Here is a 20,298-nt window from a genome sequence, read left to right as displayed (position 1 = left end):
TGGAGCCGGTGGGGCGAGGGCCCCGCCGTCCCCAGGGGAGGCCGCCATGGACGCTGCCGCGGAGTGCGGAGCCGAGGACGGAACGGGAACGGACGGGACGGGGGCGGGTGCCGGTGCCGTCGCCTTGCCCGCCACCCGGATCGGTGACGGTGCGCATCATGTGATCGCCGTACACGGCTGGTTCGCGGACCGGCGTGCCTATGCGCCGGTGCTCGACGTGCTCGACCGTGCCACGTTCAGCTATGCCGTTCCCGATCTGCGCGGCTACGGCGAGGCGCGGGGCATCCCGGGCGCCTGTACGGCGGGTGAGGCCGCGCGGGACGTGCTGGCGCTGGCGGACGCGCTCGGCTGGGAGCGGTTCTCGCTGGTCGGGCACTCGATGGGCGCGGCCGTGATGCAGCGGGTGGTGCTGGCGGCACCCGGGCGGGTGCGGCGGATGGTGGGGATCGCGCCGGTGCCGGCGAGCGGGGTGCCGCTGCGGGGCGAGCAGTGGGAGCTGTTCGCGGAGGCCGCGCGGCGCCCGGCCAACCGCAGGGCGATCATCGACTACACCACGGGCAACCGCCGCCCGGACGCCTGGCTGGATCTGATGGTCGAGCGGTCGGTCTCGTGCACCGATCCGGCCGCGTTCCGCCGCTGGCTGGACTCCTGGGCCCTGGAGGATTTCCACGGGGAGGTGCGGGGGTGCCGGGTGCCGGTGCGGCTGGTGGTCGGGGACGGCGACCCGGTGCTGTCGGCCGAGGTGGTCCGCACCACATGGCTGCGCTGGTACACGGCCGCCGAACTCGTGGAGCTGCCCGCGGCCGGTCACTATCCGCTCGACGAGACGCCGCTGGAGACCGTGCGGGCGGTGGAGGACTTCCTGCGCGCCGACGGGCAGCCCGGCGGGGGCCCGGACGGCGGCCCCGGCGGCCCCGGCGGAGTCCGCGTCCCGCGCGGGCGGGAGGGCGCGTGAGCGGCGCCGCCCCGGACCCCGCCCTACCGGCTTCCGGCGCCCCGGACCCCGGCGTACCGGTCTCCGACCGGGACGTGTTCGATCCGCGCCGCTACGCGAGCGGCCTGCCGCACGAGGTGTTCCGCGCTCTGCGGGACGGCGAGCCCGTGGCCTGGCAGGTGGAGTACGAGGTGCTGGGCTGGCCCGCGGGGCCGGGGTTCTGGGCGGTGACGCGGCATGCGGACGTGCTGCGGGTGCTGGGTTCGCCCGGTGACTTCTCCTCGTACGAGGGCGCCACCCAGATCCGCGATCCGGCGCCGGGGGATCTGCCGTTCATCCGCCGGATGATGCTCAACCAGGATCCGCCGGCCCACAACCGGCTGCGCACTCTGGTCAGCCGCGCCTTCACCCGGCGCCGCGTGGAGCGGTTCGAGGCCCGGGTGCGGCAGCGGGCGCGCAGACTCCTGGCGGGGGCGCTGAGGCAGGCGCGGGAGCGGGGGAGCTGCGATCTGGTGGCTGCGGTCACCGACGATTTCGCGCTGCTGAACCTCGCGGACCTGCTGGGGGTGCCCGCCGGGGACCGGGGGCTGCTGCTGGAGTGGACCGAGCGGATCATCGGCTACCAGGACCCGGATCAGGCCCGTGCCGTGCTCGGTCCGGACGGCCGTCCGGCCGATCCGCGCTCGCCGGCCATGCTCCAGGAGATGTTCGACTACGCGCGCGGGTTGGCGGCGCACAAGCGGGCGCATCCGGCGGACGATGTCATGACCGCGCTGGCACACGAGTTGACGGGTGCCGAGTTGGAGATGTTCTTCTTCCTGCTGACGGTCGCGGGCAACGACACGGTGCGCAGCGCCGCCCCGGGCGGGTTGCTCGCGCTGGCGCAGCATCCGCGTGCCCAGCGCACCCTGCGGGAGCTGGTGCGGGCCGGGCAGGTGCAGGCACAGGCGGTGGCGGTGGAGGAACTGCTGCGCTGGCACACCCCGGTGCTCAGTTTCCGGCGCACCGCGGTCCGGGATCTCGAACTGTCGGGGCGGCGGATCGGTGCGGGCGAGAAGGTGGTGGTCTTCCACGCGTCCGCCAACTATGACGAGCGGGTATTCGAAGCGCCGCACACGCTGGATCTGGCCCGTGCGCACAATCCGCACGTGGTGTTCGGTGCGGGTCCGCACGTGTGCATGGGCGCCCATTTCGCGCGCCTCCAGTTGCGCGTTCTGCACCAGGAGGCGGCGCGGCTGCTGCCGCCGTACGAGCTGCTGCCGCCGGGGGAGGGGGCCGGGCAGGTGCGCCGGCTAGTCTCCAACTTCATCCACGGGATCAAGGCACTGCCGGTCCGGCTGTCCGGTGCCTAGCCAGTCCTCCAGTTCGGCGCGTACCCGCCGGTCCAGGGCCAGGCCCAGTTCCGCCTCGACGATCTGTTTGGCGGTCGGTGCCAGCTGGGTGAGCAGGTCGTTCAGCTCGGCCGGGTCGGTGGACTGCTGCCGGGGCAGCAGGTGGGTGCGGAAGAGGCGGGCGAAGGTGGCGGCGATCTCGTCGGTCTGGGTGCGCAGTTCGCGGGCCGCGGCCAGTACATCGGCCAGCGGGATGCCCTTGGTCACCAGTTCGGCGGAGCCGTCCAGCAGGCGGCGGCTGGTGTGGACGAACTCGTCGCCGTCGACGGCCACGTAGCCGAGGTCCAGGGAGTCGGCCAGGTTCTCGGGCGTGACCTCGCCCTGGAAGCGGTCGGCGAGTTCCTCCGGGGTGAGCCGGACGGGGATCTCTTCGGAGAAGGGGGTGACCAGCGCGCTGTCCAGGCCCATGACCTCGGCGGCGGTGCGGACGTCGCGGCCCTTCTCGAAGGCGTCGAGGAGGTCGGCGATGCCGCCGAGGGTGTGGCCGCGGGCCAGCAGCGCGGTGATGCTGCGCAGCCGCGCGAGGTGGTGCTCGTCGTACCAGGCGATGCGGCCCTCGCGGCGGGGTGGTGGGAGGAGTTTGCGTTCGCGGTAGAAGCGCAGGGTGCGGGTGGTGATTCCGGCGGCTTCCGCCAGTTGGTGCGCGCGGAACTCCCGCTGCCCGGTGGTCGGCCCAGCGGCCGGGTCCCCGGCGGGTGGACCGGCTCCGTCCGTCGTGTGTTGCTCGTTCGCGCTCGCCACGCCCCCAGCCTAGGCGGACGCCGGGGACGTCCGCCTCGGTGCGACCGTCGGTAACTTTCCTCGCGTCGACCCCTACCCATGAGTATGCGACTGCCCTACTCTCAAGACTGTGCCAGTGATTACTGGCACGGTTTGGGGTCCGCAGTGCGCGAGCGCGACAGGACGCGACACCCACGACGCAGCACGTGACAGATCCGGGAGGCGGCGGCATGGCGGCCGAGCACGAGCAGGAACACGTACGGGTGGCGGTGATCGGCACGGGGTTCGGCGGCCTGGGAGCCGCAGTGCGGTTGCGCCGCGCGGGGATGACGGACTTCGTCGTCCTGGAGCGCCGGGAAGCCGTCGGCGGCACCTGGCACGACAACACCTATCCGGGATGCGCGTGCGACATCCCCTCGCACCTGTACTCCTTCTCCTTCGCGCCCAACGCCGACTGGCCGCGCAGCTTCTCGCCCCAGCCGGACATCCGCGCCTACCTGGAGCAGGTCGCCGACACCTTCGGGCTGCGCCAGCACATCCGCTTCAACACCGAGGTGCAGCAGCTGAGCTGGGACGCGGAGGAGCTGCACTGGCGGGTGGAGACCTCCGCCGGCACGCTCACGGCCGACCTGGTCGTCTCCGCCACCGGCCCGCTCTCCGAACCCAAGCTGCCCGACATCCCCGGCCTGGACTCCTTCGAGGGGAAGGTCTTCCACTCGGCCACCTGGGACCACGACTACGACCTGCGGGGCAAGCGGGTGGCGGTGGTCGGCACCGGTGCCTCGGCGATCCAGATCATCCCCGCCATCCAGCCGGTCGTCGGCGAGCTGACCGTCTTCCAGCGCACCCCGGCCTGGGTGCTGCCGCGCAACGACCGCCGCATCAGCGCCACCGAGCGGAAGCTGCACGCCCGCTTCCCCGCCACCCAGAAGCTGCGCCGCTTCGCGCTGTGGGGCGTACGGGAGCTGGAGACGCAGGTCTTCGCCAACTACCCGAACCTGCTGCCCGCCGTGGAGAAGATCTCCAAGCTGCACATGAAGCGCGCGGTCAAGGACCCCGAGCTGCGCCGCAAGCTGTCGCCGGACTACCGCGTCGGCTGCAAGCGCACGCTGCTGTCCGACGACTACTACCCGGCGCTCGCCCAGCACAACACGCACGTCGTCGACTCCGGCCTCAAGGAGGTCCGCGGCAACACGCTGGTCTCCGCGGACGGCCGCGAGGTGGAGGTCGACGCGGTGGTCTTCTGCAGCGGCTTCCACGTCTCCGACATGCCGCTCGCCCACCTGGTCAAGGGCGCCGACGGCGAGACGCTCGCCGAGGCCTGGGCCGAGGACGGGATGAACGCGCTGCGCGGGACGACCGTGGCCGGCTTCCCCAACTTCCTCTTCGTCATCGGGCCGAACACCGGCCTGGGCACCAGCTCGATGGTGCTGATCATCGAGGCGCAGCTGAACTACCTGGTCGACTACGTGCGGAAGCTGGACACCCTCGGCGGCGGTGACAAGGCCGCACTGGACGTCCGGCCGATCGCGCAGCACACCTACAACGCCAAGCTGCGCGAACGCATCGCCTCCAGCGTGTGGGAGACCGGCTGCACGAGCTGGTACCTGGACGCGCAGGGCCGTCCGGTGGCCGTGTGGCCCGGCACCACGGCCGAATTCCGCAAGGCCACCCGGGAGGTGTGGCTGGAGGAGTACGAAGTGCTGCGCCCCGGCGGCGCGGGTGCGGCCCGCCGCAAGGCGCCGCTGCTCGCGGGGAGCACGAGCCGGGGCGCGGCCACCGGCGCCTTCCACGCGGCGGAGGACATGCCCACTGCGGCGCGGAGCGGCAGTGCCGCCCCGGCCCGCCGCGACACCGCGGAGGACGTGCGATGAGCCGCATTCTGAACGGACCCACCGGGCGCTACGCGCCGCCCGCGCCCGCGCGCGAGCTGACGGCGCGCTCCGGGGACGGGGTGCGCTTCCCCGTCGAGGTGCACGGTCGGGCCGGCGACCCCGCGGTCGTCCTCGCCCACGGCTGGACCTGTTCGACGCTGTTCTGGGCGCCGGTCATCCGGGACCTGACCGCGAGCGGCCACCGCGTCGTGGTCTACGACCAGCGCGGGCACGGCCGCAGCCCGGCCCCCGCGACCCCGATGGCGTGCAGCACCGCCATGCTCGCCGACGACCTGTGCGCCGTCCTGGAGGCGGCGCTGGAGCCGGGGGAGCGCGCCGTCATCGGCGGCCACTCGATGGGCGGCATGACGATCATGGCAGCGGCGGGCCGGCAGCGGCTGCGCGAGCACGGCGCCGCGCTGCTGCTGTGCAGCACCGGAGCGCAGCACCTGACGGGGCAGGCACGGGTGCTGCCGTTCCGTTCGGAGCGGGTGCGCGCGGTCGCGCACCGCGCCCTGCTGGGCTCGGCCGCGCCGCTGGGTCCCGTCACCCCGCTGACCCGCAAGGCCCTCGCCTACGGCACGCTCGGGCCCCGGCCCGAGCGGGACGCCGTCGAGGCGACCGCCCGCATCGTGCACGCCTGCCCCACCCGGGTGCGGTCGGCGTGGGGCGGGGTGCTGGCCGGACTCGACCTGGCGGCCAAGGTGCCGCACCTGGACGCGCCCACCGCCGTCGTCGCCGGGACCCACGACCGCCTCACCCCGCTCCCGCACGCCCACCGGATGGCGGCCCTGCTGCCGGACTGCACAGGCGTGCACCAGCTCGAAGGACGCGGGCACATGACGCCGCTGGAGGAGCCCGGGACGGTCGCCGAGGTCCTGGCGGGGCTCGCCCGGGACCACCTCGCCACCGCCGGGCGCACGGCGAAGCCGTCGAAGAAGAAGGAGAAGAGCGCATGAGCAGGGTCGCACTGGAGGGGCAGGTCGCCGTCATCACGGGCGCGGCGCGCGGCGTGGGAGCGCTGCTCGCCCGGAAGATGGCGGCACGCGGCGCCAGGATCGCCCTCGTCGGGCTGGAGCCGGACGAACTGGAGCGGGTGAGCGCGTCCCTGCACACCGAATCGGCGCACTGGCACGCCGACGTCACCGACCACGAGGCGATGGCCCGGGTCGCACGCGAGGTCAAGGCGCACTTCGGGAAGGTCGACATCGCCGTAGCCAACGCCGGCGTGGCCGCGGGCGGGCCGTTCATGGACTCCGACCCGGTCGCCTGGCGCCGGGTCATCGAGGTGAACCTCATCGGCGGCGCCGTCACCGGCCGGGCCTTCCTGCCCGTACTGCAGGAATCGCGCGGCTACTTCCTGCAGATCGCCTCGCTCGCAGCGATCACCCCGGCGCCGATGATGACGGCGTACTGCGCCTCCAAGTCCGGCGTGGAGGCGTTCGCGCACAGCCTGCGTGCCGAGGTCGGGCACAAGGGAGTCGGGGTCGGCGTCGGCTATCTGAGCTGGACCGACACCGACATGGTGCGCGGCGCGGACGCGGACGAGGTGATGCGCGACGTACGGCAGCGGCTGCCGTGGCCCACCAACAAGACCTACCCGCTGGGCCCGGCCGTCGACCGGCTCGTCGCGGGCATCGAGCGCCGCTCCCCGCATGTGTACGGACAGTGGTGGTTGCGCGGGATGCAGGGCATCCGCGGCTATCTCGCCCCGTTGATCGGCGGTCCGCTGGGGCAGCGCGAGATGAAGGCCGTCGCCGCCCGGCTGGAGTCCTCCGGCGGGGTGGCCACCGGGCTCGTCGGCGCGGGCGGAGAGGCGGACGAGAAGGCCCGCGCGGAGCGCTGACACGCTTGGGGGCGCTGTCCCGGCATGCCGGGGCCGTACCGGCATCCGGACGTGCCGCGGCTTCCTGCCGCCGTCGCGGGGGCAGGAAGCCGTGGCATGCCGAGGCGGTGCCTGAGCAGTGCGCCACCGGGCCCGCGGAGATTGCCGTCGGGCAGGGGGTGGGCCGCCCGCTGGCTCAGTGGTTCTTGTCCTTCCACTCCTGGGCGCGCTGCTGGGCCTTGTCCTTCAGCTCCTGCGCCTTGTCGGTGGCGTCCTGGCCACCGCTCTGCTTGCGGTCGCCGCCGTGCTTGCGGTCGCCGCCGTGCTTGTGGTCGCCGGACGTGGACTTGCCGCTCTTGTGCCGGAGCTGCTCGGCCTTGGACTTGAACTGGTCTGCGAGACCCATCGTCACTCCTTCGGACGTGTGTACGCACGGGCACTTTCCACCCTGCCACGCGATCCCATAAGCCGCATGGCGCACAAAACCGGTATCGCCCCTGTTCCGGTCAGGGGCGCGGCGGGAGCGGGGGACGGGAGCGGTCGGGGACGTCCCCGTACCCGGGCGGAGTCCGGGCGGGGTGCCTCTCCAGCAGGTCGAGGGCGGTGCGTACGGCGGTGCCCAGCACGGAGCTGCGCCCCTCGGCCCAGTCCAGCGGAGTCCGCAGCACCTCGATGTCCGGCTCGACCCCGCGGTTCTCCACCGACCATCCGTATCCCTCGAACCACGCGGCGTTCATCGGCACCGTGATCACGGTGCCGTCGCCGAGCCGGTGCCGGCCCGTCATCCCGACGACGCCGCCCCAGGTGCGGGCCCCGACGACCGGACCCAGGCCCAGCAGCCGGAACGCCGCGATGATCATGTCGCCGTCCGAGGCGGTCGCCTCGTCCGCCACGGCGACCACCGGGCCCCGCGGCGCGTCGCCGGTGTAGGTGACCGGTTGCGCGTCGCGGGTGAGGTCCCAGCCCAGGATGGTGCGGGTGAGCTTCTCCAGCACGAGTTCGCTGATGTGCCCGCCCGCGTTGCCCCGGACGTCGACGATGAGCGCGGGCCGGGAGACCTCCAGCCGCAGATCCCGGTTGAACTGCGCCCAGCCGGAGCCGCCCATGTCGGGGATGTGCAGATAGCCGCAGGCGCCGTCGCTCAGCTCGCGGACGACGTCCCGGCGCCGGGCCACCCAGTCCTGGTAGCGCAGCGGACGCTCGTCGATCAGCGGGACGGCCGCGACCCGCCGCGGCCCCGCCTGCCGGAGCGTCAGCTCCACGGTGGTGCCGCCCGCCGCCGCCAGCAGCGGCGCGGGGCCGGCGACCGGGTCGACGGGGCGCGCGTCGACGTGGGTGAGCACCGCGCCCTCCCGCACCGGGGAGCCCGCCAGCGGGGAGCGGGCCCGGGAGTCGGAGGAGTCGCCGGGCAGGATCCGGGCCAGTTGCCAGTCGCCCTCCGGGGTGTGGATCAGATCGGCGCCCAGGAAGCCGAGGGGGCGCTGGTAGTGCGGCGGTCCCTCGTCGCGCCGCGCCGGGGTGACGTAGGCGTGCGAGGTGCCCAGTTCGCCGAGCACCTCGCGCAGCAGGTCGGCGAACTCGTCCGGGGTGGCGACGTGTTCGACCAGCGGCCGGTACTGCTCCAGGACGGCCGTCCAGTCGACACCGCTCATGCCCGGGTCCCAGAAGTAGGCCCGCACCAGCCGTCCCGCCTCCGCGTACGCCTGCCGCCATTCGGCCGCCGGATCGACGTCGTGCAGGATGCGGCGCAGGTCGATGAAGGTGGTGGTGTCCGCGTCGGCCCGCTGGTCGGCGGGGACCACCCGCAGCAGCCCCTCGTCGTTGACGACCAGCCGGGTGCCGTCGCCGCTGGGTGCGAACCAGTCGATGTCGCCGGTGAGTTCGGTGCGCTTGGCGGTGGTCGGGTCGAAGTGCTCCAGCGTCGGGCGGCCGGAGGTGTCGGCCGGGTTGGCGAAGGTCTCGCCGAGCGCGCCGGAGATCGGGTAGCGCAACCAGATCAACCCGCCCCCGGCCACCGGGCACAGCGCCCCGTACTTCGAGGCCGTCACCGGGAACGGCGTCACGCGGCTGGCGAGTCCCTCCGCCTCCACCAGCACCGGAGTCCCGCCGCCCGCCTCCTCGCCGTCCTGCCGGTCCTGCGGGTCCAGCCCGCCCGCGGCCGGCCGCCCTTCCGGGGTCAGCGCGAACGGGGAGAGCGTCGCGGAGGAGAGCGGCACCAGGTACGGGCGGCAGCCCAGCGGGAAGGAGAGGTCGCCGGTGTGCACGTCGTACACCGGATCGAAGCCGCGCCAGGACAGGAACGCCAGATAGCGGCCGTCGCGGGTGAAGACGGGCTGCTCGTCCTCGAACCGCCCGTCCGTGACGTCCAGGACCGGACACTCGCCCGCTGCGGCGCCGTTCCGATCGGCGACCTTCGCGATCCGGATGCAGGACAGCGAGCGGCCCACCCCCGGGTGCGCCCAGGCCAGCCAGCGGGAGTCGGGGGAGAAGGCCGGATCGTGCACCGGGCCGTTGGCGGACCGCACGACCTCGCTGATCGCGGGCTCCGGGACCGCCGCGTCCGGGACCGCCCCGTCCGCCCCGTCCGCCTCGTCCGCGCCGGGGGCTGCCGTGCCGTCGCCGTCCCCGCCGTCCCCGCCGGTCCCCGCGGGCTCCGCGGCGGCCTGCGGGGTCTCCTCCGGACCGGGCACGTCGACCAGCAGCAGCCGTCCGTCGTGCGTGGCGACGGCCAGCCGCTCGGCGGACGGCGCGGCGACCAGCTCCCGCACCCGCCCCAGCTGTCCGGTGGCGATCCGGTAGGCGGGCCGGGGGCGGGAGGCGCGGGGCAGATCGGCGATCTCGATCGCGTCCTCGCCCTCCGCGTCGGTGACGTAGGCGATCCGCCCGGTGTCGCCCAGCATGGTGGGCAGCCGCACCCGGACCCCGGGGGCGTCCGCGAGGGCCCGGGCCGGGCCGTCGCGGTGGGTGAGCCAGTACAGACTGCCGCGTACCCCGACCGCGCCCGCCCGGCCGGTGGGGTCGACGGCCAGCGAGGTGACATGCGCGCCCGCGGGCACCTGGTAGGGGCGGCGCCCCGCGCGCTGGCTGCCGGTGCGGACGTCCAGGCGGCGGGGCCGGGCCGCGTGCGCGAAGTCGTCGACCAGCCACAGCTCCCCCGCGCACTGGTAGACCACCCGCCGCCCGTCGGTGGCCGCGTGCCGGGCGTAGAACGCGTCGTGATCGGTGTGCCGCCGCAGGTCGGTGCCGTCCGGGTTGCAGGAGTAGAGATTGCCGACGCCCTCGTGGTCGGAGAGGAAGGCGATCCGGTCCCCGACGAGCAGTACCGAGTCCAGGTGCCCGTCGAGGCCGGGCAGCAGCCGCTCCCCCTGGAGCCACAGCCGTCCTGTGGCGCCGCCCCGGTACCGCTTCCAGCTCGCGGGCTCGTGCGGCGGCGTCCCGGTCAGCAGCAGCGTGCGGCGCTCGCCCCGCTGCTCGGCCACCGCGATGTCCGACACCGGTCCCCACGGCAGCCTGCTGCCCGGGCAGGAGGAGTCCGGCCGGCCCGCGGGCGGTCCGTCCGGGCCGTCGACCGGGACCCGGTAGGCCCAGGCCCGGTGCGCGAAGGGCTCCCCGTGCGAGGCCACCGCCAGGACGTCGCCCTCCGGGGTCCAGCCCCGCACCCGGGTGTCGGTCGCGCCCCAGTAGGTCAGCCGCCGGGACGCGCCCCCGCGGACGGAGACCAGGTGGATCTCCGGGTCCAGGCTGCGCCAGCTGACGTAGGCGATGCGCTCCCCGGCCGGGCAGAAGCGGGGGTGGCTGATCCGGGTGCGGTCCACCGTCAGCCGCCGGGCCCGCTCCGAGGGCGCCCCCGGTTCCGGGAGCCGGACCGCCCACAGGTCGTCCTCGGTGGTGAAGCAGAGCAGCTCGCCGTGCAGATGCGGATAGCGGAGATACGCGCCGTCGTCGGTCACCTTTCCCATGGTTCGGGGGTATTTGCGACCGGGCAAGTTGTGATGTGCCCCACATGTCCCGGTGCGGACTCATCCTGCGGGTGCGAGCGAGCGTCGATTGACATGAGCTCTCATAGTCGGCTCGCGGCACCTCCCCGCCGTGCACCTTCGGCTCGGTCGGCCCCGCCGTCCCTGCTCCACCGCACCGTCCCACTGTCCGACCTCGAGACCGGAGAACCTCTCTCGTGGCCACCTTCCTGTACAAGCTCGGCAGACTCGCCTTCCGGCGGCGCCGCATCGTCGCCCTGATATGGGTGGCGCTGCTGGTCGCGGCCGGCGTCGGCGCGTCCACCGCATCCACTCCGCCCGACGACGACTTCGCGCTGCCCGGCACGCAGGCCCAGAAGGCCTTCGACCTGCTGGAAGACCGCGTTCCGGAAGCCAACGCGGAGGGCGCGACGGCCCGTATGGTCTTCCGCGCCCCGACCGGCGAGAAGATCACCGCCGCACCCAACAAGGCCGCCGTCGAGAAGGCCCGCGAGGAGCTGAGCGGCGGGCAGGCGGCCGGCGTCTCCGACCCGTTCGAAAAGGGCAGCGGGGCCGTCAGCAAGGACGGCAGCATCGCCTACGCCTCCGTCCAGTACAAGGTCCCGGCCCAGGACATCACCGACAAGACCCGGGAGGGCCTGGCGGACACCGCGAAGGAGGCCCGCAAGACCGGGCTGACCGTGGAGACCGGCGGTGACGCACTGCTGGTCGAGCCCGAGATGGGCAACGCCGAGGTCATCGGCATCGGGATCGCGGCCGTGGTGCTCATCCTCACCTTCGGCTCGCTGATCGCGGCCGGGCTGCCGCTGGTCACCGCGCTGATCGGGGTGATGATCGGCATCTCCTCGATCACGGCGCTGGGCGCCACCCTCGGCCTGTCGGCCAACACCACGACGCTGGCGATGATGATCGGCCTGGCGGTCGGCATCGACTACGCGCTCTTCATCGCCTCCCGCTATCGCGCGGAGCTGACCGAGGGCCGGGAACGCGAGGAGGCAGCCGGACGGGCGGTCGGCACCGCCGGGTCCGCCGTGGTCTTCGCCGGGCTCACCGTGGTGATCGCGCTGGTCGGGCTCTCCGTCGTCAACATCCCGGTCCTCACCAAGATGGGGATGGCGGCCGCGGGCACGGTGGTCATCGCCGTCCTGGTGGCGCTGACGCTGGTGCCCGCCGCGCTCGGCATGGTCGGCAAGCGGATCTTCGGCCGCCGGGTGCGCAAGGCCTACCCCGCCACCGGGGTGCCGCCCGCCGCCGACGCGGAGGGCCAGCGTCCCAAGGCCGGTGCCCGCTGGGCGGGCTTCGTGCTGCGCCGTCCCGTCCTGGTGCTGGTCACCGCCGTGCTGGCGCTCGGCGCCCTGGCGCTGCCTGTCGGCTCCATGCAGCTCGGGCTGCCCGACGAGGGCAACCAGCCGGAGAGCACCACCCAGCGCAAGGCCTACGACCTGCTCTCCGACGGTTTCGGCGCGGGCTTCAACGGTCCGCTGATGGGTGTGGTCGACCTCAAGGGCGCCGACGACCCGAAGGCCGCGGCCGCCGAGGTGCAGAAGCGGCTGCAGAAGACGGACGGCGTGGTCGCCGTCAGCCCTCCGCAGCTCAACAAGAGCGGCGACACCGCCACCCTGACGGCCGTTCCGAAGTACGGTCCCAGCGACGAGCGCACCGAGAAGATCGTGCACGACATCCGGGACCAGTCGGACGCGATCGAGAAGAAGACCGGGGCCACGCTGCTGGTGACCGGCGCGACGGCGGTCGCCATCGACTTCTCGCAGGTCATGAACGACGCGCTGGTGCCCTATCTGGCGCTCGTCGTGGGCCTGGCCTTCGTGCTGCTGATGCTGGTCTTCCGCTCGGTGCTGGTGCCGCTCAAGGCGGCCCTGGGCTTCCTGCTCTCGGTGCTGGCGGCGCTGGGTTCCGTGGTGGCCGTCTTCCAGTGGGGCTGGCTGGCCGGACTGATCGGGGTCGAGCAGACCGGGCCGATCATGAGCATGATGCCGATCTTCATGATCGGTGTGATCTTCGGCCTCGCGATGGACTACGAGGTCTTCCTCGTGACGCGGATGCGCGAGGCGCACGTCCACGGGGAGGGCCCCGGCCAGGCCATCGTCACCGGCTTCCGGCTGGGCGCACGCGTGGTGACCGCCGCGGGCGTCATCATGATCAGCGTGTTCGCCGGGTTCATCGGGTCCTCCGAAGCCATGATCAAGATGATGGGCTTCGGGCTCGCCGTCGCGATCCTCTTCGACGCCTTCGTGGTGCGGATGGCCCTCGTGCCCGCGGTGCTCGCCCTGCTGGGGGAGCGCGCCTGGTGGCTGCCCCGCTGGCTGGACCGGCTGCTGCCGAACGTGGACGTCGAGGGTGAGGGTCTCCGCAAGGAGCTGAACCCCGACCAGGTGTCGGCCGCCACCGTTCCCCCGCCCCGCGAGCCGGAGCGCACCGGCGTGTGACCCTCGCCGGGGGCGCGCGCCCCCGGCTCTCCCCTTGCGGGACCGGCGCATCTCCTCGCCCGCCCATCCGTTCCCCTCCGGGGCCGGATGGGCGGGCGCTTTGCGTAGCTGGGTGCTTCTCGTGGGCGGGCGCTTTCGTCGCGGGCCGCCGGACACCGCGCGGCCGGGAGCCCGCGCGTCAGACCCCCCGCAGCAGCGCCGCGAAACCCTCCTCCAGGTCCAGCAGCGCCCGCTCGGTGCCGGCGGGCACCAGCTCGTAACTGTGCCGCAGGAAGCGCTCCAGGTCGGCGGTGCGGAACTCCAGCACCGCGACCCCCTCGCCGGCGTGCAGCTCGACCACCGTCCGCCCCCGCCCGCCGGGGCGGGCCCGCACGTCGCCCTCGCCCGCGGCTCCGCGCAGCCCCTCGGCGAGCAGGTCCCGGGAGAAGGCCCAGGCGACCTCCGCGCCGTCGAGGGAGATCTCGGCGGGGAAGACGATCCGCACCGCCAGCGGATCGTCCGTCTCGTAGCGGAGCGCGGGGGTCAGCGGCCGGGCCGCCGGCGGCCGGACGATCAGCTGGGCCTGCACGGTACGGGTGATGACCTTCGACACTTCTGCTCCTCCGGATCGGGGGTTCCCGGCGCGCTCGTCGCTCCGGCCGGGTTGCCCCTTCGCCCTGTCAGACGCGCAGCGGCGCCGCCCGGACACCCGGACCGGCTGGTGAGTTCTGCCACAGGCCGGAGATCAGGGGGGCGTCCCCGCCCATTCCGGGCGTCCCCGACGCCCTCTTGCGAAGGCTTTGCATCTGACCGCTATTCTCAAAAGGCTGGAGACGGCCGCTGCCAGGCCATTGCCGGGCCGTTGTGAGAAGCCGTGAGAAAGCGGAGTGCCCCCGATGCACGTACCTGATGGATTCATCGATGCCCCCGTTTCGGCCGGTACGGGAGTCGTGGCCGCCGCGGCCCTCGCCGTCTCGCTGCGCGGCGCACGGCGCGAGTTGGGCGGCGGCCCCGGCGGAGCGGGGGAGCGGACGGCACCGCTGGCCGGACTGGTGGCGGCGTTCATCTTCGCCGTGCAGATGCTCAACTTCCCGGTGGCCGCCGGCACCAGCGGCCATCTGCTGGGCGGTGCGCTGGCCGCGATACTCGTGGGGCCGTACACGGGCGTGCTGTGCGTCTCCGTCGTACTGCTCCTGCAGGGTGTGCTCTTCGCGGACGGCGGACTGACCGCGCTGGGCACCAACATCACGGACATGGGCGTGGTGACCGTCCTGGTCGCCTACGCCGTCTTCCGCGGGCTGCTGCGAGTGCTGCCGCGCCGCCGCTCGGTGGTGACCGGCGCCTCCTTCGTCGCGGCGCTCGTCTCGGTACCGGCGGCCGCGGTCGCCTTCACCGCGATCTACGCGCTCGGCGGGACGACCGACGTCTCGCTGGGCAAGGTCTTCGGAGCGATGGTCGGTGTGCACGTGCTCATCGGCATCGGCGAGGCCGCGATCACCGCCGCGACGGTCGGCGCCGTCGTCGCCGTCCGCCCCGACCTGGTGTACGGGGCGCGCGACCGGCTGGCCGCACCGCTGGAACTGCGGCCCTCGCCCCTGTCGGACGCCGGAGCGCCGGGTGCCGAGCCGCACCCGGCCGACACCGCCCCGGCCGACACCGCCCCGGCCGACACCGCCCCGGCCGACACCGCCCCGGCCGCCGCCGGGCGGCGCCGTTCGGTGCGCCCGCTGTGGATCGCCGGGCTCGTCGTCACCCTGGCCTGCGCGGGCGGGCTCAGCTTCTATGCGTCCTCCGACCCCGACGGGCTGGAGAAGGTTGCCGCCGACAACGGCATCGACAAGCAGGCGGAGGACCACGCGGCGCAGGACTCCCCACTGGCCGACTACGGCGTCGAGGACATCGCCGACTCCCGGCTGTCCGGCGGCCTGGCGGGCGTCATCGGCGTGGGCGCCACCCTCGTCGTCGGCTCGGGCGTCTTCGTCGCCGTGCGCCGCCGCAACAGCGCCGGCACCCCCGCCGAAGCCGGCGCCTCCACCGCGTCCGGCCCGCCCGCGACCGAGCGCTAGGGGAGGGCCGACATGGGTGCCGGACACGCGCACAAGCTCTACAAGCACGGCCACTCGCCCGTGCACGCGCTGCCCGCGCACTGCAAACTGGCGGCGGTCTTCTGCTTCGTCCTGCTGGTCGTCGCCACTCCGCGCGAGGCCATGTGGGCGTTCGGCGCCTACGCGGTGCTGCTGGCCGCGGTCGCCGCCGTCTCCCGGGTGCCGCCGCGCCATCTGCTGACCCGGATGGCGATCGAGGTGCCGTTCGTGGCCTTCGCGGTGCTGCTGCCGTTCGTCGCGGAGGGCGAGCGGATCACCGTCTGGGGGCTCTCGCTGTCCGAACCCGGCCTGTGGGGCGCGTGGAACGTCCTGGCCAAGGGCACCCTCGGAGTGGCCGCTTCGGTCCTGCTCGCCTCCACGACCGGGCTGAACGACCTGCTGCTGGGCCTCGCCCGGCTGCGGATGCCCGCGCTGCTGTGCCAGATCGCCACGTTCATGGTGCGCTACGCCGACGTCATCAGCGAGGAGATGCGCCGGATGCGCACCGCGCGCCTCTCGCGCGGCTTCGAGGCCCGCGGGCCGCGCCACTGGGGAGTGCTGGCCAAGTCGGCCGGTTCGCTGTTCATCCGCTCCTACGAGCGGGGCGAGCGGGTGCATCTGGCGATGCTCAGCCGCGGCTACGCCGGCAGCATGCCGCCCGCTCTGGGCGCGGGCCCCGCCGCGCGCGCGGAGTGGGCCCTCTCGGCCGCGCTGCCGGTGACCGCCCTCGCGATCTGCCTCCTGGGATGGGTGCTGTGACTTCCTCCACCGAAACGAACGCCGGCCAGGACGCCGGGACGGCCGCCGACGGCGCGGCACCGGTGCCCTCGCTCCAGGTGAGCGGCCTGGCCTACGCCTACCCCGACGGCCACCAGGCGCTGTTCGGCGTCGATCTGACCGTCCCGCGCGGCCAGCGGGTCGCGCTGCTGGGCCCCAACGGCGCGGGCAAGACCACGCTGGTACTGCATCTGAACGGCATCCTGACGCCCGGCGCCGGTTCGGTCACCGTGGCCGGGCTGCGCGCCGAACGCGCCCATCTCGCGGAGATCCGGCGCCGGGTCGGCATCGTCTTCCAGGACCCGGACGACCAGCTCTTCATGCCCACGGTCCGCGAGGACGTCGCCTTCGGCCCGGCCGCCGCCGGACTGCGCGGCGCCGAACTGGAGGCCCGGGTGCAGGAGGCGCTGGAGCGCGTCGGGATGGCCGGACACGCCCACCGGGCGCCGCACCACCTCTCGTTCGGCCAGCGGCGCCGCGTCGCGGTCGCCACCGTGCTTGCCGGCCGTCCGGAGATCCTGGTGCTGGACGAGCCGTCCTCCAACCTCGACCCGGCGGCCCGCCGCGAGCTGGCCGACCTGATCCGCTCGCTGGACCTGACGGTGCTGATGGTCACCCACGACCTGCCCTACGCGCTGGAGCTGTGCCCCCGCTCGGTGGTGCTCAGCGACGGGGTGCTGGTGGCCGACGGCACCACTCAGGAGCTGCTCTCCGACGCCGAGCTGATGCGCGCCCACCGCCTCGAACTGCCCTTCGGCTTCGACCCGCGCTCGGTGACGGCGCCGGTCGCCTGAGCGGGTCCGGCACCGGTCGCCCGAGTCGGCCCGGCCCCGGTGTCCGGGGCCGCACCGGCGAGGCCGCCCCCGGCGCACGGCACCGTGCGGCGCGTAGGACCATGGGGGGCGCGGCGCCACAAAAGCGCCCCCAGGCGACAGGAGCGAAGGAAACGTGGCAGAGGTCGTTCACACAGCGGTGGCCGAGCACGGCGCGGAGGTGGCGGTGCACGGCACGGTGGCGGACGGGTACGAGCCCGTCCGGGACGCCTTCGTACGCAACTTCGCGCGGCGCGGCGAACGCGGCGCGGCGCTGGCCGTGCACCGGGACGGCCGCAAGGTCGTCGATCTGTGGGGCGGCAGCACCGATCCGGCCGATCCGGCCGCCGCACCCTGGGAACGGGACACCGCCGTCCTCGTCCGGTCGGCCACCAAGGGGCCGGCGGCGGCCGTCCCGCACCTGCTGCACCAGCGCGGCCAGCTCGACCTGGACGCGCCGGTGGGCGCGTACTGGCCGCAGTTCAAGACGGCAGGCAAGGAACGGCTCCTGGTCCGCCACCTGTTGACGCACCGCGCCGGACTGCCCGCGCTCGGCACTCCGCTCACCCCGCAGGAGGCGCTGGAGCCGGGGCGTGCGGCGCGCGCCCTCGCCGCGCAGACCCCCGAGTGGGAGCCGGGAGTCGCGCACGGCTACCACCCGCACACCTTCGGCTGGCTGCTGGGCGAACTGGTGGCGCGCGCCAGCGGCGGCCGCAGCCTGGGACGCTGGTTCGCCGACGAGGTGGCCGCACCCCTCGGGCTCGACCTGTGGATCGGACTGCCCGAGCAGGTGGCGGCCGACGGCCGGGTGGCCCGGGTCGCCGAACAGGAAGCACCCGCGCCGGAGCCGGGCGCGCTGCGCACCCGGCCCAAGCGCGCGGTCACCGCCGCCTACGCCGATCCGGACTCCCTCACCCGCCGCGCCTTCGGGGCCCTGGCTCCGAAGCCGGACGAGAACGACCCGGCCTACCGCGCCGCCGAACTCCCCGCCGCGAACGGCATCGCCACGGCCCGTTCCCTGTCCGCCTTCTACGCGGCGCTGCTGGGCCCGCTGGACGGGGACGCCGCCGAGCAGCGCTCCCGCGCGGCCCGGCGGGGGCTGTTCACGCCCGCGACGCTGGCCCAGGCCCGCGCCCTGGACGCGGACGGGCCCGACCGGGTGCTGGTGGTCAACACCCGGTTCGGGCTGGGATACATGCTGCACGGCTCGGCCTGCCCGCTGCTCGGGTCCGGCTCGTTCGGCCACCCGGGGCGCGGCGGCTCGCTCGGCTTCGCCGATCCGGAGACGGCCACCTCCTTCGGCTACACCACCGGTACCCTGCACCGCTCGGTCACCAGCGATCCCCGTCCGCAGGCCTTGATCCGCGCGCTGCGCACGGTCGTCGCACAGCCGTGACCGAGGGGCGGGACGTGGCGGTCAGAACCGTCGCTCCCGCCACGCGCCGCGGGACCGCCGGCTCACACGAGGCAGGCGCCCGGCGCCGGGCCGGTGGTGGCGCGCGCCCCGCGGCAGGTGCCGGAAGCGGTGAGGGCGTGTGCGACGCGGGTCGCCGAGTCGGGGTCGGCCACCAGGAACGCGCAGGTCGGGCCGGAGCCGGAGACCAGCGCCGCCAGCGCCCCCGCGGCCAGGCCGGTCTCCAGGGTCTCGGCCAGCGAGGGGCGCAGCGAGAGGGCGGCCGGCTGGAGATCGTTGCGCAGGGCCGCGGCCAGCGCCGCGGCGTCGCCGGTGCGCAGTGCCGCCAGCAGCTCTCGGGAGGCGGCCGGTTCGGGGATGTCGGCGGCCGAGGAACCCGTCCCGGCGGCCTCCCGCAGCCGGTCGCACTCCCGGTAGACGGCCGGGGTCGACAGCCCGCCGTCCGCGACCGCGAACACCCAGTGGAAGGCGCCGCCGACCTCCAGCGGGGTCAGCACCTCGCCCCGGCCCTCCCCGAGCGCGGCGCCGCCCGCGAAGCTGAACGGCACGTCCGAGCCCAGCTCGGCGCAGAGTTCCAGCAGTTCCTCGCGCGGGGTGTCCAGCCCCCACAGCCGGTCGCAGGCCAGCAGGGCGCCCGCCGCGTCCGCGCTGCCGCCCGCCATCCCGCCCGCGACGGGGATGTCCTTGGCGATGTGCAGGTGCACATCGGCGGCCAGCCCGTGCCGTGCGGCCAGCAGCGCCGCCGCGCGGGCCGCCAGGTTGGTGCGGTCCTGCGGCACCAGCGCTGCGTCCGGCCCGGAGACGGTGAGCAGCGGCGCGTCGGCGCGGGTGGCGCTGACCGAGTCGTACAGGCCGACGGCGAGGAACACGTTGGCCAGGCCGTGGAAGCCGTCGGGGCGCACTCCGCCGACCGAGAGCTGCACATTGACCTTGGCCGGGACGCGGACCGTGACCGTGTCGGGGGTGCTGGCTGCGGGCTGGGTCACGTGCTGCGCTCCTCGTGCGGGTTCTGGTCGCCGGGGGTTCGGCCGGGCCGTTGCGGCGGTCGGTCGCGGCGCGGGCCGTGCGCGGCGACGGCGGCGAACTCGGTGACGGTCAGCGACTCGCCGCGCGCCTGCGGGGACACCCCGGCCGCGCGGAGCGCCTCCTCGGCGGCGGCGCCGGAGCCCGCCCACCCGGAGAGCGCGGCCCGCAGCGTCTTGCGGCGCTGCGCGAACGCAGCGTCCACCACGGCGAACACCTCCGCGCGCGGTACGCCGGCCGCCGGCGGGTGCGGGCGCCGCACCAGCGAGACCAGCCCGGAGTCGACGTTGGGCGCGGGCCAGAAGACGTTCCGCCCGATCGCTCCGGCCCGCTTGACCTCGCAGTACCAGGCGGCCTTGACCGACGGTACGCCGTACACCTTCGAGCCGGGCGGCGCGGCGAGCCGGTCGGCGACTTCCGCCTGCACCATCACCAGGGTCCGCTCGATGCTCGGGAAGGCGGCCAGCAGGTGCAGCAGGACCGGGACGGCCACGTTGTAGGGGAGGTTGGCCACCAGTGCGGTCGGCGCCGGGCCGGGCAGCTCCTCGATCCGCAGCGCGTCCTCGTGCACCAGGCGGAAGTCCGCGGCCCGCTCGGGCAGCCGGGTCCGCACGGTCGCGGGCAGGGCCGCGGCCAGCGCGTCGTCGATCTCCACGGCGGTCACCGCCGCCGCGATCTCCAGCAGCGCCAGGGTGAGCGACCCGAGCCCGGGGCCGATCTCCAGCACCACGTCGTCCGCGCGGACCCCGGCGGTGCGCACGATGCGGCGCACCGTGTTCGGGTCGATGACGAAGTTCTGCCCCCGCTGCTTGGTGGGCCGCACTCCGAGGGTCTCCGCCAGCTCCCGCACTTCTGCGGGGCCGAGCAGCACCCCGCTGCCGGAGGCGTCGGGCGTGGCGGACGGGTCGGAAGGGGCAGCGCTCACCGCGCCAGTTTACGGCCGTGCGGGGTGCGCCGGACCGCCGGGCGGTCCAGCGGCCCCGGCGGACGGCTGCGGGCGGCTGTGGGCTTCGGCAGGCCGGGGCGGTGCCGGCGGCCGGTGGC

At 74.4% G+C, this 20,298-nt stretch carries 16 protein-coding genes; 10 read left to right on the top strand and 6 right to left on the bottom strand.

Translation table 11 applies throughout. From position 1 onward, the window contains the following. Nucleotides 1-46 precede the first annotated feature (46 nt). Both ACFYMO_RS25185 and ACFYMO_RS25180 read left to right on the top strand, forming a co-directional pair. Nucleotides 47-955 carry an alpha/beta hydrolase gene (locus ACFYMO_RS25185; protein ID WP_366773635.1) on the top strand — a complete coding sequence of 303 codons (909 nt, stop codon included), beginning with the start codon at nt 47-49 and terminating at the stop codon, nt 953-955. Then, nucleotides 952-2,286, top strand: coding sequence for a cytochrome P450 (locus ACFYMO_RS25180; protein ID WP_388549087.1), 1,335 nt, complete (start codon nt 952-954; stop codon nt 2,284-2,286). The genes ACFYMO_RS25185 and ACFYMO_RS25180 overlap by 4 nt, the downstream gene beginning before the upstream one ends. Here ACFYMO_RS25180 and ACFYMO_RS25175 read toward each other — a convergent pair. Next, nucleotides 2,227-3,066, bottom strand: a complete 840-nt coding sequence (locus tag ACFYMO_RS25175) for a MerR family transcriptional regulator (RefSeq protein WP_366773634.1) — start codon at nt 3,064-3,066, stop codon at nt 2,227-2,229. The two genes, ACFYMO_RS25180 and ACFYMO_RS25175, sit on opposite strands and share 60 nt — an antisense overlap. 209 nt (nt 3,067-3,275) lie before the next feature. Here ACFYMO_RS25175 and ACFYMO_RS25170 point away from each other — a divergent pair, with 209 nt between their 5' ends. From ACFYMO_RS25170 to ACFYMO_RS25160, 3 genes are read left to right on the top strand one after another with little or no spacing between them, the layout of a single operon-like run. Then, on the top strand, nt 3,276-4,919 hold the full coding sequence (locus tag ACFYMO_RS25170) for an NAD(P)/FAD-dependent oxidoreductase (RefSeq protein ID WP_366773676.1): 1,644 nt from the start codon (nt 3,276-3,278) through the stop codon (nt 4,917-4,919). After that, the gene (locus ACFYMO_RS25165) at nt 4,916-5,878 is read left to right on the top strand and encodes an alpha/beta hydrolase (protein ID WP_366773633.1); all 963 of its coding nucleotides are present in this window, start codon (nt 4,916-4,918) and stop codon (nt 5,876-5,878) included. The genes ACFYMO_RS25170 and ACFYMO_RS25165 overlap by 4 nt, the downstream gene beginning before the upstream one ends. Then, nucleotides 5,875-6,765, top strand: a complete 891-nt coding sequence (locus tag ACFYMO_RS25160; protein ID WP_366773632.1) for an SDR family oxidoreductase — start codon at nt 5,875-5,877, stop codon at nt 6,763-6,765. The genes ACFYMO_RS25165 and ACFYMO_RS25160 overlap by 4 nt, the downstream gene beginning before the upstream one ends. A 175-nt stretch (nt 6,766-6,940) precedes the next feature. Here the strand turns inward: ACFYMO_RS25160 and ACFYMO_RS25155 are convergent, their stop codons facing one another. Together ACFYMO_RS25155 and ACFYMO_RS25150 are read right to left on the bottom strand one after the other, a co-directional pair. Further along, entirely contained in the window at nt 6,941-7,150 is a 210-nt protein-coding gene (locus tag ACFYMO_RS25155) for a hypothetical protein (protein ID WP_388549082.1), read from the bottom strand. 100 nt (nt 7,151-7,250) lie between these two features. After that, a complete protein-coding gene (locus ACFYMO_RS25150) occupies nt 7,251-10,703 on the bottom strand; it encodes a S41 family peptidase (protein WP_388549079.1) in 3,453 nt (1,150 codons plus the stop codon). A 215-nt stretch (nt 10,704-10,918) separates the two neighbouring features. Between ACFYMO_RS25150 and ACFYMO_RS25145 the strand changes: the two genes are divergently transcribed. Beyond that, nucleotides 10,919-13,165 carry an MMPL family transporter gene (locus ACFYMO_RS25145; protein WP_366773628.1) on the top strand — a complete coding sequence of 749 codons (2,247 nt, stop codon included), beginning with the start codon at nt 10,919-10,921 and terminating at the stop codon, nt 13,163-13,165. Between the two features lie 178 nt (nt 13,166-13,343). Here the strand turns inward: ACFYMO_RS25145 and ACFYMO_RS25140 are convergent, their stop codons facing one another. Then, nucleotides 13,344-13,757: an SsgA family sporulation/cell division regulator gene (locus tag ACFYMO_RS25140; RefSeq protein WP_366773627.1), complete on the bottom strand. Its 414-nt coding sequence runs from the start codon at nt 13,755-13,757 to the stop codon at nt 13,344-13,346. 283 nt (nt 13,758-14,040) lie between these two features. On the opposite strand from ACFYMO_RS25140, the gene ACFYMO_RS25135 reads away from it, so the two are divergent. The 4 genes from ACFYMO_RS25135 (at nt 14,041) to ACFYMO_RS25120 (ending at nt 18,213) form a co-directional block, all read left to right on the top strand. Beyond that, nucleotides 14,041-15,210 (top strand): energy-coupling factor ABC transporter permease, encoded by a 1,170-nt coding sequence (locus ACFYMO_RS25135; protein ID WP_388549075.1) that lies wholly within the window; start codon nt 14,041-14,043, stop codon nt 15,208-15,210. A 12-nt stretch (nt 15,211-15,222) separates the two neighbouring features. Then, the gene (gene cbiQ / locus ACFYMO_RS25130; RefSeq protein ID WP_366773625.1) at nt 15,223-15,987 is read left to right on the top strand and encodes a cobalt ECF transporter T component CbiQ; all 765 of its coding nucleotides are present in this window, start codon (nt 15,223-15,225) and stop codon (nt 15,985-15,987) included. After that, complete coding sequence (locus ACFYMO_RS25125) at nt 15,975-16,799, top strand: energy-coupling factor ABC transporter ATP-binding protein (RefSeq protein WP_388549071.1); 825 nt, start codon at nt 15,975-15,977, stop codon at nt 16,797-16,799. Before cbiQ ends, ACFYMO_RS25125 begins: the two co-directional genes overlap by 13 nt. A 154-nt stretch (nt 16,800-16,953) precedes the next feature. Then, nucleotides 16,954-18,213: a serine hydrolase domain-containing protein gene (locus tag ACFYMO_RS25120; RefSeq protein WP_366773624.1), complete on the top strand. Its 1,260-nt coding sequence runs from the start codon at nt 16,954-16,956 to the stop codon at nt 18,211-18,213. Between the two features lie 62 nt (nt 18,214-18,275). Here ACFYMO_RS25120 and ACFYMO_RS25115 read toward each other — a convergent pair whose 3' ends face one another. After that, the gene (locus ACFYMO_RS25115; RefSeq protein WP_366773623.1) at nt 18,276-19,217 is read right to left on the bottom strand and encodes a 4-(cytidine 5'-diphospho)-2-C-methyl-D-erythritol kinase; all 942 of its coding nucleotides are present in this window, start codon (nt 19,215-19,217) and stop codon (nt 18,276-18,278) included. Beyond that, nucleotides 19,214-20,179, bottom strand: coding sequence for a 16S rRNA (adenine(1518)-N(6)/adenine(1519)-N(6))-dimethyltransferase RsmA (gene rsmA / locus ACFYMO_RS25110; RefSeq protein WP_366773622.1), 966 nt, complete (start codon nt 20,177-20,179; stop codon nt 19,214-19,216). The genes ACFYMO_RS25115 and rsmA overlap by 4 nt, the downstream gene beginning before the upstream one ends. Nucleotides 20,180-20,298 lie beyond the last annotated feature (119 nt).

Source organism: Streptomyces sp. NPDC007025 (assembly GCF_042869455.1).
Classification (GTDB): domain Bacteria; phylum Actinomycetota; class Actinomycetes; order Streptomycetales; family Streptomycetaceae; genus Streptomyces.
Note: the sequence above shows the minus strand (reverse complement) of the source record. Positions and strands in the feature narration are given on the sequence as shown.

Excerpts from the sequence above, each read along its gene's own strand:
- ACFYMO_RS25185 (WP_366773635.1), top strand. The coding sequence starts at position 47 with ATGGACGCTGCCGCGGAGTGCGGAGCCGAGGACGGAACGGGAACGGAC.
- ACFYMO_RS25170 (WP_366773676.1), top strand. The coding sequence starts at position 3,276 with ATGGCGGCCGAGCACGAGCAGGAACACGTACGGGTGGCGGTGATCGGC.
- ACFYMO_RS25165 (WP_366773633.1), top strand. The coding sequence starts at position 4,916 with ATGAGCCGCATTCTGAACGGACCCACCGGGCGCTACGCGCCGCCCGCG.
- ACFYMO_RS25160 (WP_366773632.1), top strand. The coding sequence starts at position 5,875 with ATGAGCAGGGTCGCACTGGAGGGGCAGGTCGCCGTCATCACGGGCGCG.
- ACFYMO_RS25155 (WP_388549082.1), bottom strand. The coding sequence starts at position 7,150 with ATGGGTCTCGCAGACCAGTTCAAGTCCAAGGCCGAGCAGCTCCGGCAC.
- ACFYMO_RS25150 (WP_388549079.1), bottom strand. The coding sequence starts at position 10,703 with ATGGGAAAGGTGACCGACGACGGCGCGTATCTCCGCTATCCGCATCTG.
- ACFYMO_RS25135 (WP_388549075.1), top strand. The coding sequence starts at position 14,041 with ATGCACGTACCTGATGGATTCATCGATGCCCCCGTTTCGGCCGGTACG.
- cbiQ (WP_366773625.1), top strand. The coding sequence starts at position 15,223 with ATGGGTGCCGGACACGCGCACAAGCTCTACAAGCACGGCCACTCGCCC.
- ACFYMO_RS25125 (WP_388549071.1), top strand. The coding sequence starts at position 15,975 with ATGGGTGCTGTGACTTCCTCCACCGAAACGAACGCCGGCCAGGACGCC.